The sequence below is a fragment of the Calothrix sp. NIES-2100 genome, assembly GCF_963875285.1.
Taxonomy (GTDB): domain Bacteria; phylum Cyanobacteriota; class Cyanobacteriia; order Cyanobacteriales; family Nostocaceae; genus Aulosira.
This window is the reverse complement of record NZ_CAWNLA010000001.1, coordinates 3,884,863-3,901,953: the sequence shown is the minus strand read 5'-3', so window position 1 is coordinate 3,901,953 and position 17,091 is coordinate 3,884,863. Positions and strand designations below refer to the sequence as shown.

The following is a 17,091-nucleotide window of genomic DNA, read 5'->3' as shown; positions in this document are numbered from 1 at the left end:
AGGTTTTACATCTAGCTTCACGAATACATGGTATGAGTGAACATCACTAGTCTGTAGCCTATAGTTGTTCGTCCCATTTTTCTCAATTTTGGTGTACGTACTTCATAATAGCTAATTATGCTACAGCTAATATGGTTTTCTACTTAATCAACAACCCTGATGATATCAATTATTTTACTTCTAGACTAAAAACTGAACTCAATACTATTAACTTCAGAACTTGTCGATACAGTTCCAGAATTTTAGTTTTAGTAACTTTATATTACATTAATTTTGATCATGCGATCGCATATTTTCCTTAAATGTCCTAGTTCCTCTTGCTCTGACAATTTATATAATTTTTATTTATATTTTTAGGAGTAATAAGGCTATTTATATAAAAAAAATAAATTATTTAGGTAAAACAATTTCCCAATTTTTTTCATAAGTAGGGTATGTGAGTCTGGCGATTTTTATCGACTCATTACATAAAAAACTATAAGAATTAATGATTAAACTTGTGGTATAATATTCTATATATTATCTTCAATCCAACTGTCGTTAAAAATCAATTCGTAAATCCGGTTGTGGATTTTTAAATACCCTTGTTGCTTAATCAATAAGCCTGATAATATCAATTCCCTCGCTTCAGGGCTATCAACTGCACCCAGTTGTTTTAACCGTAAAACTTGTTGGTATAGTGCCAATAATTTACTAGTTTGGCACTCTCCTTTGAGGATGCGATCGCTTATCGTCCGGAAATGCTCTGGTTCGTCTTGGGCTTCCCAATTTTCGATGATATTTGTGTGGATTAAATTCTCCACCCATGCTTTTTCAGTTTTCTGGGGGACAGAAGATGAGAAACAACGGATCATCTGGCAAATCTTTTGAGTTAAAAACGGTTGTCCGTTAGTCCAGAACAAGACTTCGTTCAGCACTGCTTGCGGGTTGCTCACTTTGTCTGCGAGTCCTTGCAGCAAGGGTTGGGCTTCGTGTTGCTGGAAGCCATGCAGTTGAATTGCCTGACCAATATTAAACGGTGTTCGGCGATAATCAGTAATTAAATCATGAGGAGTGGCAACACCAAATAAGGCAAAAGATAACCTTTTATATTGGGAATTAATATTACGCTGGTTATAACAAGAGCGAATTAGCGCAAAGAAGTCATTAACTGCAAAATCTAAACCTAAAACACTATCAATTTCATCTAAAAAGATGACTATCTTTGGTTGCGTATCCTCCGGCGATTTGACTTGAGTTAATAAAACTTCTTCAAAAAATCGACTTAATCGCTGTATAGGAGAAAGATCCAATTGTTCTTGCCACCAAACTTTTAAATTTACTTTGTCTAGTAGGTCAAAACCTTGCCATAATTCCACAATTAATCCCTTATACCATTGTTCCGGGGTAATGTTTTCGTTGCCGATTCGTGTCATATCGATGGCGGCACAACAAAAACCCTTTTGTTGTAAATAGTGCATCATTCTTACCATCAAACTTGATTTACCCATCTGTCGGGTATTTAAAATGTAACAAAAATTGCCATTTTTCAATGCTTTGTAGAGGTGTCTGTCGGCGGAACGCACTACATAAGTAGGCGCATCAATTGGCAAGCTACCACCTACTTGATAATCATAGTTTGAAGCTTGTTCGCCACTTTTCAGCAACGAATTTTCAAATTCTAATTTAGCTTGAGTGGCTTTGAGAATTTCCAGTGTTTTTGATAGTTCTTGGGTACGTTCTTCTACTTTTTGTTCCAGAGTGGCGTAGAGACGAGAATTTTCAATAGAGATTGCAGCTTGGCTAGATAGGATATTTAAAACTTGGACGCGAGCTGGTGTAAATGCGCCCGTTGTGAGATTATTTTCTAAATATAAAATGCCGCTTAGTTTCCCTTGAGTGAGTAGGGGAGTGCAGAGAATTGATTTGGGTTGAGTGGCAATAATGTAGGGATCGCTGATAAACTGTTCGTCATTAGTAGCATCATTAATAACTACATTTTCCTGGCTGTGGGCAACATAGTTGATGATAGCCACAGATAGCAATGGTGTCTGAGTGGAGGTATCTGGGGAATATACGGGGATTGATTGTAGTATGGTAACATCATCGGTGTCTAATGAGGCGATCGCTTCAATCACCCATGTATCTTGAGAACGCAGCAGCAAAAAGCCTTTTTCAGCGCCAGCATTCTCTATCACGATCTTCATTAATTTTGCCAGCAACTTGCTCAATACAATTTCTTCAGCTAAAGCTTGAGATGCTTTAGTTACAGTTGTTAAATCCAGGAATTCTCCATCACTTTCTGTTGTAGATGTAGTTGTACTGAAGCGTTTAACTAGACCTTGCTCGACAGTTCCTATAAAATATTGTGGATATTCCTGTTCTAATTGTTTAACTTTGGCTTTAGCTCCCCAGCGAGCATAACAGTGATGGGAATTTCTGAGATATAACTGACCAATTTCTTCCCGTCCCAGATATAAATAAAATTCTGCTGCTCTTTCATAAGCTAGTGCTTCTTCTTGGATAAATTCATATTTTTTAGCACCTTTAATAGCTCGTTCATAGAGTTCTTCTGCTTGCCAATATTGACCTAAAATACGTGCTTTTTCTGCTGCGACTAAATCATACTTATGTTGAAAATTGGCGGGACAATTACTAGCCCATATTTTCATACTCTCTTGATTTTTATCTATTTGCTCAATAAACTCCTTTTGCTGATTGATTTCACAAGAATTATATTGAGCAATTAAAGACAGAGAAAAGTAGAAATTATGCTGTGGAGCATGTAAAAATACACTACAAGCTTTCACATATTTTTCTGCATTACTTGCGTTAGCAGCAGCCTGTATATAATTTTTAAAAAAATAACAGCCAATTGTTATAACAAGATATTTAATAAATAATAACCATTCGTTATTATTTTGCGTTAAATTTTCCAAATATATATTTTCTTTACTTATTAACTCTCCGACGATACTTTGACATATTTTAATATAATTAAGTGAATATTTTTGCCGTAATTTCAATATATGTCTGGTATATTTCGTATAACTTTGCTCTACATCATTTAAATTATCTCCTCTAAAGAACTGGATAAGACAATAATCGATAGCTGTATAACTAGCGTATTCATAGTCTCCTGTGTCTATACCTATTTGAAATGCTTTGAGCAATTTTTCTTCTACAATTCTATTTTGAATAGATTCTTTCCAATGCCATAATGAAAAATAGTAAACATGCGCTACCAAGGCTTCTAATTTAAGGATATTAAATTTTGTAAGTAGTTTTATAGACAGATTACCAAACTCAAATCCTAAATCATTATCTCCCCTTAAACATAAAATCATTCCATAAAGAATATATATGCTAGGAGATTGAGAAGGATTTCCATATTGAAGACAGAGATGTACCTGAGTTAATATAACTAAAATGAATAAGGAAAAATTTATGGTAATTGTAGCAGTAATCATCTGCTGTAGTATTGATACTATTGCAGTATGCTCTAACTCATTCATTAAATGAAAATTAATTAAATCTTTAATATTTATATTATTTAATAATAAATTTATATCTTTTTGTTTTTGATTAATTTCTTTTTCTATCGCAGCTGCTTCTATTGGCAAATATATTCCTAATTCTGCTAAAGCTTTTTGCCCAGTATCTATAATTTTTTCTGGTTGTAATTGAGCATAGTACGACAAGTTAATTATTTGGTATACTTTTACCTTTTCGAGATTGTATTTAGCATATTTAAGAATAGTTTTAGATAAGTATTCTACTTGTTCAAATTTTGTAGTTAAAGCAAGAGCTTCTAAATATTCTATATATATTTCAATAGTTAATGCATATTCATCTTCCCAACTATTTAAGCTTAATGCTTTTACTCCATTTTCTAAATATTTCAAAGCTGATTCATAAGCTGTTGACAGCTTAGCTTTTTTTCCTGCATGAAGATTTAATCTGGCTAACTCATTTTTCTCTAGTTGGTCGCCGATCAAATCCATTCCTTCATTGAGTTGGTTAACGATATTAAAAATATTTTCTGCCAATTCATATTGTTGAGTGTTTTGCAATAAATGACGACCTATTTGGAGATGAACTGCTTTTTTAGCATCTTCCTGAATTAGACTATAAGCTGCTTGTTGAACTTTATCATGTAAAAATTTATAAGGTACAAATTTCGGATATTTTGGGATAAAATTAGAGGATACATTGACAGTAGCATTTAAAACTTCTTCCTGACTCCATAGTAAAGGTACTTTATAATCATTACTTAATGGAATAATCAATCCTTCTTTAAGGGCTGGTTGTAATTCTTGAGAAGTAACAGTTTGAGATTTTTTATTGACGAGCGAAAGAATTTCTAAGGTGAATTTATTTCCTATACAAGCAGCTAATTTCAAAATATTCTGAGTATTTTTATCTAGAATTTTAATTTTGTTCACCATTAAATCAACTATGTTATCAGTTATTGCTACTCCTTGGATTTGCTCAATATCCCAATGCCAAAACACATTCTTACTAGGTTGAAAAACTAATAATTTTTCTTGATGAAGTTTTTGCATTAATTGATTTACAAAAAATGAATTACCTCCTGTTTTTTTATTTACTAAATCTGCTAAAGGTTTTACGTGTTCTGTTGAACAATTTAAAGTATCAGCTATCAATTGGTTAATATGGGTTATTTTTAAAGGTTGAAGCATGATTTGATTGATTTTCGCATCTGCCTTTTGAATTTTATCTAAGGTGTACATTAAAGGATGAGTAGGACTAACTTCATTATTACGGTATGCTCCTACAATCAATAAATAGTGAATATCACAATTAGTTATTAATGACTGAATCAAATTTAAAGATTGTAAATCTGCCCATTGTAAATCATCTAGGAAGATGACTAACGGATGTTCTTTTTGGCTAAAAATGCTAATAAATCTTTCAAAGAATAAATTGAAACGATTTTGTGCTTCATTGGCTCCTGTTTGCTCAATAGGTGTCTGTTTCCCAATAATTTTTTCCAACTCAGGAATTAGATCAATGATAATTTGAGCGTTATCTCCTAAAGCTTGTAAAATTTTCTCTTTCCAAGTTTGGAACAACTTTTTTGATTCACTCAAAAGTTGACGGATTAAGTCTTGAAAAGCCTGGGTGATTGCTGCATAGGGAATATCTCTTTGCAACTGGTCAAATTTACCATGAATGAAATATCCTTGTTTAAGGGTAATAGGTTTGTGAATTTCGTTAACTAAGGCGGTTTTGCCAATACCTGAATAACCAGAAACCAGTATCATCTCAGTAGTACCTTGGCTGACTCGCTCAAAGATAGTTAAGAGTTGAGTGATTTCCTGTTCTCGTCCATAGAGTTTTTGCGGAATACGAAACTTATCGGAAATATCCTGACTACCCAAAGAAAATGGAGAGATTTCTTCTAGAGTTTTTAATTGCTGTAGACACATTTCTAAATCTGCTGTGATTCCCCAAGCACTTTGATACCGTTCTTCTGGGGTTTTAGCCAATAATTTCATGACAATATTAGATACTGTCACAGGAATTGAAGAAATTAATTCATGAGGTGTTTTTGGCTGTTGCGCGAGATGACAATGGATTAATTCTATCGGGTCATCCGTTGTGAAAGGAAGTTGATGAGTAAATAGTTCATATAAAGTCACCCCTAGAGAATAAAAATCACTGCGGTAATCTATACCCCTATTCATTCTCCCAGTTTGCTCTGGAGCAATATAAGCTAATGTTCCTTCTAATTGATTGATGTTGCAAAGCACTTGATTTTCTTGGGATAAACGGGTAGAAATCCCAAAGTCAATTATTTTGAGTTGTTCAGTTGTGCGATTATATACAATGTTGGAGGGGTTAATGTCTTTGTGGATAATGTTAGCAGTATGAATAGTTGCTAAACTCTCAGTAGTCTTGATAGCAATAGTTAGAAATTCTTCTAAGGTAAAGTAATGTTTGGATATTAATAGATTTAAAGATTGTCCACCGAAATCTTCCACTATCATTACTAAACTATTTTGATACCGAAGTAAGTCATAAGTTTTGATAATTTTATCATCATTTAATGTACGAGTGATTTCATATTCTTGTTTATATCGGCTTAGTTCTGAAGGTGTAGGGTAATTTTCTTTAAGTATTTTCAGAATAATCTGTTGATTTTTCGGCTGAAAAATGCCTCGATAAACTAGTGAGTTGTTACTTTCATATATTTTTTCATGTGTTTGATATTCTGCTATTTTTAGCATAATTTTTGCAACTATTAATTTGTTATTTTTGTTTTTTAGTGGTTTTTAGTAGCTGAAAAATTTGATTAAATTATTTTCTAGATATTTCATTCATCTAGCTTTTTAGAGTTTATTTTCCGGTAAATTTCTGTAATTGTAGTTGTGAAAATTGCGTATTCTTGTGCAGTAGATGTTGTTATTACTTGTGACATCCATGTATCACAGTTTTTACATATATGTCTATTTTCTAACTGATTAAGTATTAAATCTTGTCTGAGTTTGTTAAATAAATCTCCACACCAAATACTTTCCAATGTTTGTTCATTATAATTGCCTAAATTTTCAATATTATTCTCAAACCCAAGTCTAAACAAGGTTTCAATACAGTAGTATATTTTACCGTCAGGTAAAACTGTAATTTCCGTGAAAGGAAACAAACAAGGCCAGCGTCCACCTGCTTTTTGTCTGTAATATTGCAGTGTAATATTACCAGTTTGATTCATGGTTTCCAGACGCATATTATTTTCTTTATACTCGGCAAGGTTCAAGATAAAAATACTATTTATTTTTGATAACCAATACTCTCGAAACTGTTGTTCTTCTTCGATAGTTACGTCTTTATTTCTCACAAAAGACGTTCTAATTTCACAGTCAATATTCAATTGCTCTTGAAGGTTAATAAAATTAAGAACATTAGATATAACTCTATTGAAATCGGCTCCCCTAACTTTTCGATACGTATCTGAAGTAGCAGCATCAATACTAATATCAATACTAGTTAAGCCAGCTTCCAATAATGCTTGAGAACAAGTCTGATCTAACAGTTGTCCATTAGTTGTGATATGAACTCTGGGAACTCCTTGCTGTCTACAGAGTTGAATAAACTCCACAAGTTGAGGATGAAGTATTGGCTCTTCAATGCTGCCAATTAAAATGCTAATTTTTGCTTCTCCACATTCTTTGGCTAACTTCTGCATCATCTCCCAAGACATTGCTTTCTTAGCTTTGAAGAAGTCTGTGCTATGAGTTGGTTTTAACTCTGCACTGTGATAAGGACACATAACGCATTTTAGATTACAAGTATTCCCCACAATCACTCTCACATAGGAGGGTTTGACTGCTACTCCATAATAGTTAGCAAAGTAATGTAGCTGCTCATCAATATCAGTTTGCGAAACAAGAGTATAAGATATTTTGGGAAACCCTTTTTCTTGATTTTGAATTACAAATGTTTGGCGTAAATGTTCCCAGATATGACTTAATTCTTGCGGATATAAATATGCCAGTATGGGATAAGAGGGTAAACCTAATTCTGATGCGACTGGTAAGATAGGTTGAAAAGCTATGATTTTTTTGGTCATTTTTACTGTTCTTAACAGTTTTTCTATACTTTTTGGATGTAAGGGAACATTGTGAGTGGGAATCTCAAGTATCATTTCTGGTATTTCCCAATCACAGTTTTTAATATTTGGTAGAAGTCTCTGAGGATCTTTAATAATCATAATTATTTATATAGAGTAAATTTTAATACTTAATAAGCATTATGAAAATTATGTTCATAATACCCTGAAACCAGTTTCACTAAGTAAGCTGATAAGTATGGAATGGGCAATAATCACTATATTGCCCTTACTAGTTATTCAACCTAACAAGCTTAATACTCAAAATTAAAACTTTTTGATGATTTCATTTAAGTACAGGTTGTAGGAATATAAGGGTTTGGTGAACAGTAAGGCCATTCATTAGAAGGAGACTGTATCCAGTCTTGCAAATCTTTTTGACTGAGTGGTGCAGTTTTATCAGATTCATCATCTGAAATAAAAGGACGTGGAGGATAGGGAATGTGGCAAATCAAGTAGTTTCCCTTGTCGCGCTGAATATCTGAAATATAACCTTCAAAAGCATCATATATGACTTTTGTACCCCAATATTTCTTATATGATGGCTTGAATATGGGAAGAAAGTCTTTTTGCTCTCCAAAGGCTTTCAATAGCAACTTATATGCTTCCTGATGCTCGTCGTGAGCAAATAACAGGTCATCAACTTTCTTATGAGGGTCTGTGAAGTATTTACTTAAAGCTACCGCAGTTGGACTATTTTTATGCAGCCATATATAAGCAATAACTTGAGAAAGTTTTTTACTCATTCGCAATAGTTCGTCCACTACTATTACATCTTTAACTTCGGAATTCTCACTATGTAGCTGATTATGCAACAACAGAAAGTTTCTAGTTCCAAACACGATGATTCTCCTTGGATGATTTCGTAAATTTTCTTGAGCAAAGTGGCAATATTTATTTGTTTTTAGATATATACAAAACAGTTGAGTTAATTTTGGATAATCGAAAACAAATATTAGATTTATGTGCAGTAATAGAACCTAGCCGGATTATCCCAAACAATCTTTTGCACTGTTTCTGGAGATAACTGCGCCTCAAGCTTTACGAGTTTGTTCACAATGTCTGGCTGATGATCCATGTGAGGGTAATCGGAACCAAAGATTAAGTTATCAGTACCGATGTAATCGATAATTTGAGGTAAGTAAGGTTCAGAAGGGTCAATTGCTACAAAACACTGACGGCGGAAATACTCTGATGGTCGTATTTTCACATGATTACTAACCTCCCAATGTAAATTTTTGTACTCTTCATCCAGTCGCCAAAGCCAGTAAGGAAGCCAGCCGCAACCAGACTCTAGAAAAGCTACTCTCAAGCGCGGGTGACGTTCTAAGACTCCGCCTTCAATTAACGCTAACAAGGCCATCATTTGTTCCATCGGATGGGAACAAGCGTGCATGGCAAAACGAGTGTGAAACCTATCTGCGCCTATAGTTGGTAACCGGCTATGAGTTCCTTCGTGAATTCCTACGGCGATATCTAACTCCTCGCAGGCTGTCCAAAATGGTTCATAAATGCGATCGCTCAATAGCCTCCCTTTAACAGGGTTGGGGCGTAAAAAGACAGCTTTCCAGCCAAAATCGGCGATGCGATGTAATTCTGATACCATTTGCTCTGGTGCATGAAGATTAATTGCGCCTACGCCTTTCAATTTATCTGGAGCATAGCTACAAAATTCTTCATATAACCAAGTGTTATAGGCATGGGTAAAGCCTCCGACAACTGCTGCTGGCATACTATCAATGGCAAATAGCCACAGTCCATAAGTTGGATAAATAAAGGCGATATCAATCCCCATCTGTACCATTGCTTGGAGGTGAGATTCTACATCGTAGCGATGAAAATAAGCATGGGGATGAGCCTGGATCATCTGCCGATTACCTTCTTCCCGCACTTGCTGGGATATTTTTTGGGCAATGTCTTCCCCTTGAATTTTCATGTCTGCTGAGGGTGCAAACTGCTTAAATTCAGGGGCGAGGTACTTAGCCCACATCTGCGGAGGCTCAATCACATGGGAATCGGCATCAATAATTTTGTATCCATGCAGCATAGTTATACCAATTCGTAATTCGTAATACTTCGACTTCTGGTGCGTCTGCTACGCTCAGTACAAGTTCGTAATTCGTAATTAAGAAAGACAGATATGGTCTGAGTTTTGGGGTTTGAATGTGTTAGCGGATTTAAGATAATTGGTATTAAATTTATCGAACTCCTATTTGATTGTGTGAAAAAACTCCGTAGCTTATTGTCTAAGTAAGTCGGTAATTGCACCAAACTATGTACTTTACGTAAATAGCCTTGAAACCCTTACCAATGACAAAGGACAAATGACAAAGCGCAAAGTCGGAGCGGAGGTTTCCTCCGATCAGAACTTTGTAAGAGAGGACAAATGCAAATGACAGCCCTGACTAGTTATTTTTAAATGCACCGCCCTACTTAAATGTAAATTACATCCACATGGGATAAGGGTTTAGTTGTTCTTCTGTGAGAGGTTGTTGCAACCAACCCATTTTTACGGGAACATCATAAAGCCTGCCTGAACCTAAACGTTTCCACATATGGCGCATTCCCGGTACAATTACTTTGGCTACTCTCAGTCCAATATCGGGGCGAGTCTGATCGAGAACGAGCATTTCTAGACCATTTTTCTCCACGATTTGTTGGCAAAGTTTGACATCTTCTAGGAGGTCGTGACTTGCCATTTGGGGATAATCTGCATAGACTCTAGGGACGGTTTGGCGATCGGGAATTAGTAATGGTTGATTTGAGACTTTCGCAGATTTCCACCAAGCGATCGCTAGGGAATCCGCAGATAATGGATATTGAGTATTACCCTCTGCGTTGGCTGGCAACACGCTCGGTAGAATTTGGTTAACCTCGGTTAAAGCTCGACTAATAGCCAGCTTTGGATCAAAATGAGCGCCATACCCGAGGATAATATCTTCTACTTCTTTATCCGTTCTGCGACTAATCGCAGCAAAGGCAGGAATATTGAGATCATTAGTAATATCTAACACCCACAATTGCCTGTCAATAGCTTGATAATATTTGTTCAAATTTGCAAAGTAAGGCTCACGAAAACTCTCTAAATCTACCTGAGGTTTGGAGAGGCTATTATACCACCACAAGGCCACACAATCTCGTTCAACTAATTCCATAAATCCCTGGAGAATAGCTTCTTCGAGGGTATTACCTGCCGCACAGCCATTGGAATCAGCCCAACAGTCTGGTTCATTTTGGGGATAGCCATAATAGCAGTAAGCTGTTGGTAGATATTTGAATTCCTGGTGAGTTAAAGACCAAACTGGTGTCCAATCTATTTCTCTTTCTATATCAAAAGGTGGGGGAACTTTTTGAAACCAACCTTGACACTCAGCATTCCATTGTTCCCGATCTTGATATTGCTTTTGGCTAAAATTCATACAAGCATTGGGATGAATTGCTTTGTCTCCCAGCTGTTGGTAGCTGCTTTTGTGTCTGATTTCATCTCCTTGAAATACCCCAGAATATCTCTCAATTGCTTCACAAAAACCGCTAGCCCTTGCTTGAATATCTGTCCTACCTTTGCCGGCACTTCTACCACCAATGTTTTGCCGTAAGCTGTTTAAATCATCAAAGATGCTGTGAAAATGATGCTTGGCAATATATGTATGGGTAAAGCCATTGCTTGGTATTTTGCTCAATTCGCGGACAATACCTGTAATCGGACTAATATGATGTTGATATTTGCTTAAAGTTTCTTGGGGTGAACAAGCCCGATGTCCTCCATCTGTGATAAAAGTTTTTTGGTGGTGTCCTAAAACAACGGGTAGGGGTTGCTTTTCTAATGTGTTGAATTGTTCTTTGCAACTAGGACATTGGGGACGCTTGACAAGGATATGTTCTTGGGTTTGCAGAGTCAAGGTATCATAGGTGATGAGAGTCCCTGCTAATCGTTGATGTTCCCCTTGGACAAGCCACTTAAAAATCTCTGTCGCCGCCATTCCTAATGCTGTTTGTACTGTAGAAGCGAGAAATCCTAGAGGAGGGGATAGAGAAATTTGTTTGTGCCTGTGAATGAAACTGGCAATTGGTCTATTATTTCTTAAGCGATGTGCTAGACATTCCCAGCATCCGGTTTTGTGGGGATGAAATATCGGCCCTATCCACGGGACTGTTCCTAGAGGGTTGACTAGCATCCAGGGCGATTGGGACTTTAAGGCTTGGTGATTAAATTCTGCTAGCTGGGGGTGGAGGTAGTCGTCGGTTAAAACTACGGTGATATCGCCAATATCTGCTAGTTGAATATCTAGGGCTTTGAGGATGGCGATCAAGTCATCGGTGGGAAGAGAACCACAGGCTTTGACGGCGACTGTAGTTGATTGCAACCGTTGCGCAGCTAGTATGGGCGCTATATTCAGATGATGGCAAAAGATGGCTAAGCTCGATCGCAGTGAATTATCTTGTTCCACCAGATAACCCTGTTGTTGCATCTGGAATAGAGCATATTGAGTCTTGATACTGACATCAAGAAGACTTTGGAAAAACTCAGCCTGTTCCAAAGAATATTTTTGTTCTTGCAGTAATTCCAATTGAATTATATCAATAATTTCGTCAACGCTATAATGGTTTTCTTGTAGTAAAGAAGCTATCCGACAAGAAAGGCGATCGCTTAACAAAATTCCCTCTCGCTCGGATAAGAGAAATACTTGGTCTACTTCTAGGGTTTCAACAGAGTAAGAAGGTTTAAAATGCAGTTTGCTAATCATTTTGTTGGTTTGATGGAAGTAGTAGCGGAGTTTCGCCCGTCAACAGAAGCTAGGGACTAGCAGAAAAGGATTTCCGTATACTTGTGGTGGGTGCGTTCGTCGTACTCCTAGGTTGAAGCAAGCTACGCGTAGCGGACGCACCAGAAGACGTTGCTACCCCTAGGCTTAAGCAAGCTGGCAAGAGCGTCTCGGACAGGAGAAGGCATCGCTAAATCCTCAATTTAACATTTACAGCGTATTTCAGGTAAATGAGGTACGCTCTTAGGGGCATGGCACTGCCATGCCCTGATAATTATCTGTACCTCACCAACTTGCAATCTGCTGTATCCTATAAATAAGCTATTAGTAATCCAGATATCCCAAATATAAATAATAGTAATTAAGTAAAAAACTGCAATTATACATAACTATGTAAATCAACTTCAATGAGGCTCAAATCCTCTATATTTCTGACTTGTGCCTCACTGCGACACTTCGACAAGTTCCCTTCTCTCCGAGAGGCTGCGCCAACGACAGGCTCAGGGCGGCGCAGTGCATCGCTACGCTTAGTGACCACATGTCTTCTGCCTAATCTCAAATAAAAATATTTACCTCTACTTAGTTAATAATTACTTAACTTACATAAATCTTGAAATAATTAACCTGACTACATTCTCTGATATTGCTCTGCCTTGAGAGTGATTTTATCACCAATAAATCTGAATTCAATTTCATTCTTCAGATTGATGTAAGCCTGAAAAAATCAAGATAAAAATAAACTATCGACCTCAGGTGAAGAATCTAAAACTTCCAACCAAATGTATTTGTTGAGTAATAATTATATATTAATTCATTATTCAGCTAATTACCAAAGAAGTCTATTTCTTCACTTGATGGATTGCCCAACCACTTTGAGATAGAGACTCAACTTAAAAATTGGGTTAAAAATTTAATCCAATCCAGACAGATGCTTCTCTTCTTTAGTGAATTACAAGTTCTGCGTTTTTGACGCTGTTATTGAGGAATGCAAATGAAAATTATTGCTTTGGTTTCAACTTTACTACGTCCAGTGCGTTTTCTAGTTATCGCCTTCACCTGTACACTATTATTTGTGTCTAATGCGTTTCCTGCTTTTGCAATTGAAAGCTATCAAAGTAATCCCGAAGAAGCCACTACACAACTTTTAGAAACTCAGCGTAAAACTGATGAAGTAGGCAGATCAAACCCCCCAGGATTGAAAAAAGTTCAAGAAGAATCAAATAAAGGGCTGAATGAAGTTCAGGGAGATGCAGATATCGACAAGATGAAGCGTCCTAGCAATTCCACGAGTGCAACTTCCGTAGAAGACGAGGTAGAAAACTTCCTAGAAAAAGTAACAGGTAAAAAGTAAGCAGAATTGATACTACCTGCGGCCAGTTGCGGTAAATTTACATAGGTTGTTCTTTGTCATTAGTTATTTGTATTAACAAAGGACTAATGACAGTCTTCACAAATGTTGCAGTAGAGGCATCTTGATTCCAGACAATAGTCAAGATGTCTCTTGCTATAGATATCAAATATAAATAAAATACTTGATTATTGTATATTGCCACCTGTAACTCGTTTATATACGGTTAAGAATTAAAATGCTAATAATTATTGATAACTCACCATCCATCTATTAGCATAAAAACCAAATTAATAACGTAAATTTTAATATATTTTATTATCTTTCTATAGACTGATGTATGTTGGTGATTAAATTTGGAAACTTAGTAAATAAGTTAGCCAAGAGAGAGCAAGTAATGCCAAAAATCAACATAGGGTTAACAGAACAACAGCGTCAAGGTGTGATTAATCTGTTAAATCAAGATTTAGCAGATGCCTACGTGTTGTTAGTTAAAACCAAAAAATATCACTGGGATGTTGTCGGGCCTCAGTTTCGTACCCTGCACCAGCTTTGGGAAGAACACTATGAAACACTGACTGTAAATATCGATGCTTTAGCAGAACGGATTCGGGCTTTGGGTGGTTACCCAGTAGGTACATTGGAGGGATTTCTCCAAATTGCTAGCCTCAAAGAACATGCAGGTCAAGTTCCCGCAGCCACAGAGATGGTGGCTAATTTAGTACAAGATCATGAACAGGTAATTCGTAACTTTAGGGAACATGTAGATCGGTCTGGTGAAGAGTTTCATGACCAAGGAACTGCTGACTTTTTAACTGGATTGATGGAACAACATGAAGAGATGGCTTGGATGCTGCGATCTTTTATTGAAGGACAGGCATTAGATCCCAGTAATAAAGCATCAGCAGCAGCAGACACTCAAACTCCTGTGGGTGTATAGCTTAGTCGCTAAAGCATAACATCTAACTTTAAATGGCAGTTTGTGGAAAAAAGAAATTTATCCGCAGCTGCCTATTTAATCTTTCATTTGTAAGAAAAAGATTCAAAGACTCAAGGAGAATCCAGTGGCATACACAGCAGAACGTACAATTTCATCTGTATTTAAAGAACAAAAGCAAGTTGATGATGTAATTCGCCGTTTACTAGATCGGGGTGTACCCAGAGATCATATTTCTGTATTGGGTAGAAACTTTCAATCAGAAACGAGAATTGCTGGTTTCATTACGAAGAAAGATGTGATTTTAGGCGGTTTGAGAACAGGGGCAATTTTTGGTTCTTTATTTGGTTCTTTTCTCGGCTTGCTGACAGGGGTAGGTGTACTGTTTATTCCCTTCGTCGGTCCGATTGTAGCAGCAGGCCCAATCAGTGCGGTATTGCTGGGGGCTGCAAGTGGTGCGATCGCAGGTAGCGCTGGTGCAGGATTGGTATCAGTTTTGACCGCTTTAGGAATGCCAGAAGATAAAGCCACAGTTTACCAAACCCGCTTACAAGCTGGCGAGTTTGTCTTAATGGCAGAAGTGCCGAGCGATCGCGGTGGAGAATTTCAATTATTATTAGAAAGCGCGGGTGGCGAAGAAATTCACACATCTGAGAAAATCCTCGCCCGTCCTTGTCCTGGCCCTTGTAACAGTCCAGAAGACTTATCTCCAGAGGTTCGTTCTCACCTGTCATCAGAAGCACAACGCACCTTCATTGAACGCTATAACGTAACACTCGCTGAAACCAGTGACGAGTTCACATCTGAACAAGCCGCTTGGGAAGCAGTGCGTCAGCAATTCGATGAAGATGAAAACGGTGTTTGGTCAAAAACTAAGGTAAACGTTTAATACCAGAATCTAACAAATGCATTTGTCGAGGCGGGGATACCCCGCCCTTGCTTGCGCGATCGCAAAACGGGGATTCGACAACAGCGATTATTCTAGCCCAACCAAAATTTCTCTATTGCTATACAATGCTATACAAAGGCGTTGTAGTATTTTTATATATATGCGCTTTTAATTACATTAACTCATACAATCTTTAAGTAAAAACACATAGAATCTTTAAGGGAAAATACTCCGTTCCATTTTATGCTACTGACAGTGAAAGATGTGGAGTATGTATGCGTTTTTCTCAGTTGGCGGCAATTGTTGGCGGTACAACAGCAGCTTTAGTATCGTTTGCACCGGTGCAGGCGGAAGCTGCTATTTTTCAAGTAGAATCTGGAGTGACCAGTATTTATCATGACTTGAGTTTTCTCAGTAGTATTGGGCTAAATTTGACAGGCAGCAATAATACTGTTGAACCCGTTAACAGCAATTTTATAGTTGGCTTCGGTATTATCCCGGATACCAACTTCACATTCAGCGATGTCAACGGTTTTACACCGATTTCAGGTACAATAAAACACGTTGGCACTGTTACCTTTAATAATCAAATTACTATTGGTAATTTTTTCATTGATTACGATCCAACACGTACCATCAACAATGGCAGCGGGCTAGTTCTCAAAGACACGGTTTCTCTCAATACGGTTTTGTTCGATTTGAGCATTCCCGAAACCGTGGCACTTGATAGCAAAGATTTGACTATTGCTAATGTTAAACTGCTCATTTCTCCAGAGTTTGCCAGTGTACTTGGCAACCCTAACTTAACAGGTGTGTTGGGTGGGACTGCACGAATTGATGCTAAAGTTGTCTCAGTTGCTGCGGTACCTGAACCAACAACTGTACCAGCGATTGTTGCAGCGGGTGTGGCTCTGTTGGCAACCAAGAGTGTGACCAAATTTAAGAAAAACCGCGTGCTTTAACCGCACAGTTTGATGCTATCATCCATTGACATCTTGCAGTCCATCAAAATTAATGTGGTGGAGTAAGTAGCCGTCATGAACTGCGTAGGACACATGGAAAAACTTCTGGTTCCCCTCCTCGCTTGCGGGGAGGGGTTAGGGGTGGGGTCTTATTTTCAAGTTAGCCCCTCATGAAAAAATTCCACAACCAAACATGAAAATCTCTCTTCTCTAACCCTGGTTCCCCTAGCCTCTAGGGCGTGTTTTCAAACTCATTTCTTGAATCAGGGGAGGAGGGGGAGAGGGGGAGACGCGGTGACGCGGAGAGCTTTTTGAACAAATTTTCACCGCGTCGCCGCGTCCCATTGTCCCGTTGTCAGCCTTATGTAGTTGCATTCGATACTTTGAAGACACGCCCTAGTCCCTAACCTCTATTTTCAATTTAGGTGATCGTCAATAAACATAACTACACTTTTGTCATTGCCCTAAGCGTTGGCGCAGCCTCTGGGACAGGAGAAGCTATGCCGTAGGCTTTACGCGAATGCGTCTCCCACAGAGGAGGTACGACATAAGCGCAGCCTTCAAGGGAGAGTAGCAATCG

General features: G+C 37.5%; 11 protein-coding genes. 5 read left to right on the top strand and 6 right to left on the bottom strand.

The window, feature by feature from the left end; genetic code table 11:
• The first annotated feature begins 131 nt into the window (after window positions 1-131).
• On the top strand, window positions 132-302 hold the full coding sequence (locus AACU32_RS15890; RefSeq protein ID WP_339377952.1) for a hypothetical protein: 171 nt from the start codon (window positions 132-134) through the stop codon (window positions 300-302).
• A 210-nt stretch (window positions 303-512) separates the two neighbouring features.
• On the opposite strand, the gene AACU32_RS15885 is transcribed toward AACU32_RS15890, so the two are convergent.
• The 6 genes from AACU32_RS15885 to AACU32_RS15860 all read right to left on the bottom strand — a co-directional run bounded on the left by AACU32_RS15885 (window position 513) and on the right by AACU32_RS15860 (window position 12,913).
• A complete protein-coding gene (locus AACU32_RS15885) occupies window positions 513-6,233 on the bottom strand; it encodes an AAA family ATPase (RefSeq protein ID WP_096601024.1) in 5,721 nt (1,906 codons plus the stop codon).
• Window positions 6,234-6,319: 86 nt separating this feature from the next.
• Complete coding sequence (locus AACU32_RS15880; RefSeq protein WP_096601022.1) at window positions 6,320-7,714, bottom strand: radical SAM/SPASM domain-containing protein; 1,395 nt, start codon at window positions 7,712-7,714, stop codon at window positions 6,320-6,322.
• 188 nt (window positions 7,715-7,902) lie between these two features.
• Window positions 7,903-8,454 (bottom strand): hypothetical protein, encoded by a 552-nt coding sequence (locus AACU32_RS15875; RefSeq protein WP_096601020.1) that lies wholly within the window; start codon window positions 8,452-8,454, stop codon window positions 7,903-7,905.
• A 119-nt stretch (window positions 8,455-8,573) separates the two neighbouring features.
• On the bottom strand, window positions 8,574-9,659 hold the full coding sequence (locus AACU32_RS15870; protein WP_096601018.1) for an amidohydrolase family protein: 1,086 nt from the start codon (window positions 9,657-9,659) through the stop codon (window positions 8,574-8,576).
• Window positions 9,660-10,056: 397 nt separating this feature from the next.
• Window positions 10,057-12,357 carry a TOMM precursor leader peptide-binding protein gene (locus tag AACU32_RS15865; protein ID WP_096601016.1) on the bottom strand — a complete coding sequence of 767 codons (2,301 nt, stop codon included), beginning with the start codon at window positions 12,355-12,357 and terminating at the stop codon, window positions 10,057-10,059.
• Between the two features lie 397 nt (window positions 12,358-12,754).
• Window positions 12,755-12,913 (bottom strand): hypothetical protein, encoded by a 159-nt coding sequence (locus tag AACU32_RS15860; RefSeq protein WP_339377950.1) that lies wholly within the window; start codon window positions 12,911-12,913, stop codon window positions 12,755-12,757.
• Window positions 12,914-13,366: 453 nt separating this feature from the next.
• Between AACU32_RS15860 and AACU32_RS15855 the strand changes: the two genes are divergently transcribed.
• The 4 genes from AACU32_RS15855 to AACU32_RS15840 all read left to right on the top strand — a co-directional run bounded on the left by AACU32_RS15855 (window position 13,367) and on the right by AACU32_RS15840 (window position 16,511).
• The gene (locus tag AACU32_RS15855; protein ID WP_096601014.1) at window positions 13,367-13,726 is read left to right on the top strand and encodes a hypothetical protein; all 360 of its coding nucleotides are present in this window, start codon (window positions 13,367-13,369) and stop codon (window positions 13,724-13,726) included.
• Between the two features lie 394 nt (window positions 13,727-14,120).
• On the top strand, window positions 14,121-14,663 hold the full coding sequence (locus tag AACU32_RS15850; protein ID WP_096608031.1) for a ferritin-like domain-containing protein: 543 nt from the start codon (window positions 14,121-14,123) through the stop codon (window positions 14,661-14,663).
• 124 nt (window positions 14,664-14,787) lie between these two features.
• Window positions 14,788-15,549, top strand: coding sequence for a ChaB family protein (locus AACU32_RS15845; RefSeq protein WP_096601012.1), 762 nt, complete (start codon window positions 14,788-14,790; stop codon window positions 15,547-15,549).
• A gap of 275 nt (window positions 15,550-15,824) precedes the next feature.
• The gene (locus AACU32_RS15840; RefSeq protein WP_096601010.1) at window positions 15,825-16,511 is read left to right on the top strand and encodes a hypothetical protein; all 687 of its coding nucleotides are present in this window, start codon (window positions 15,825-15,827) and stop codon (window positions 16,509-16,511) included.
• Window positions 16,512-17,091: the final 580 nt, after the last annotated feature.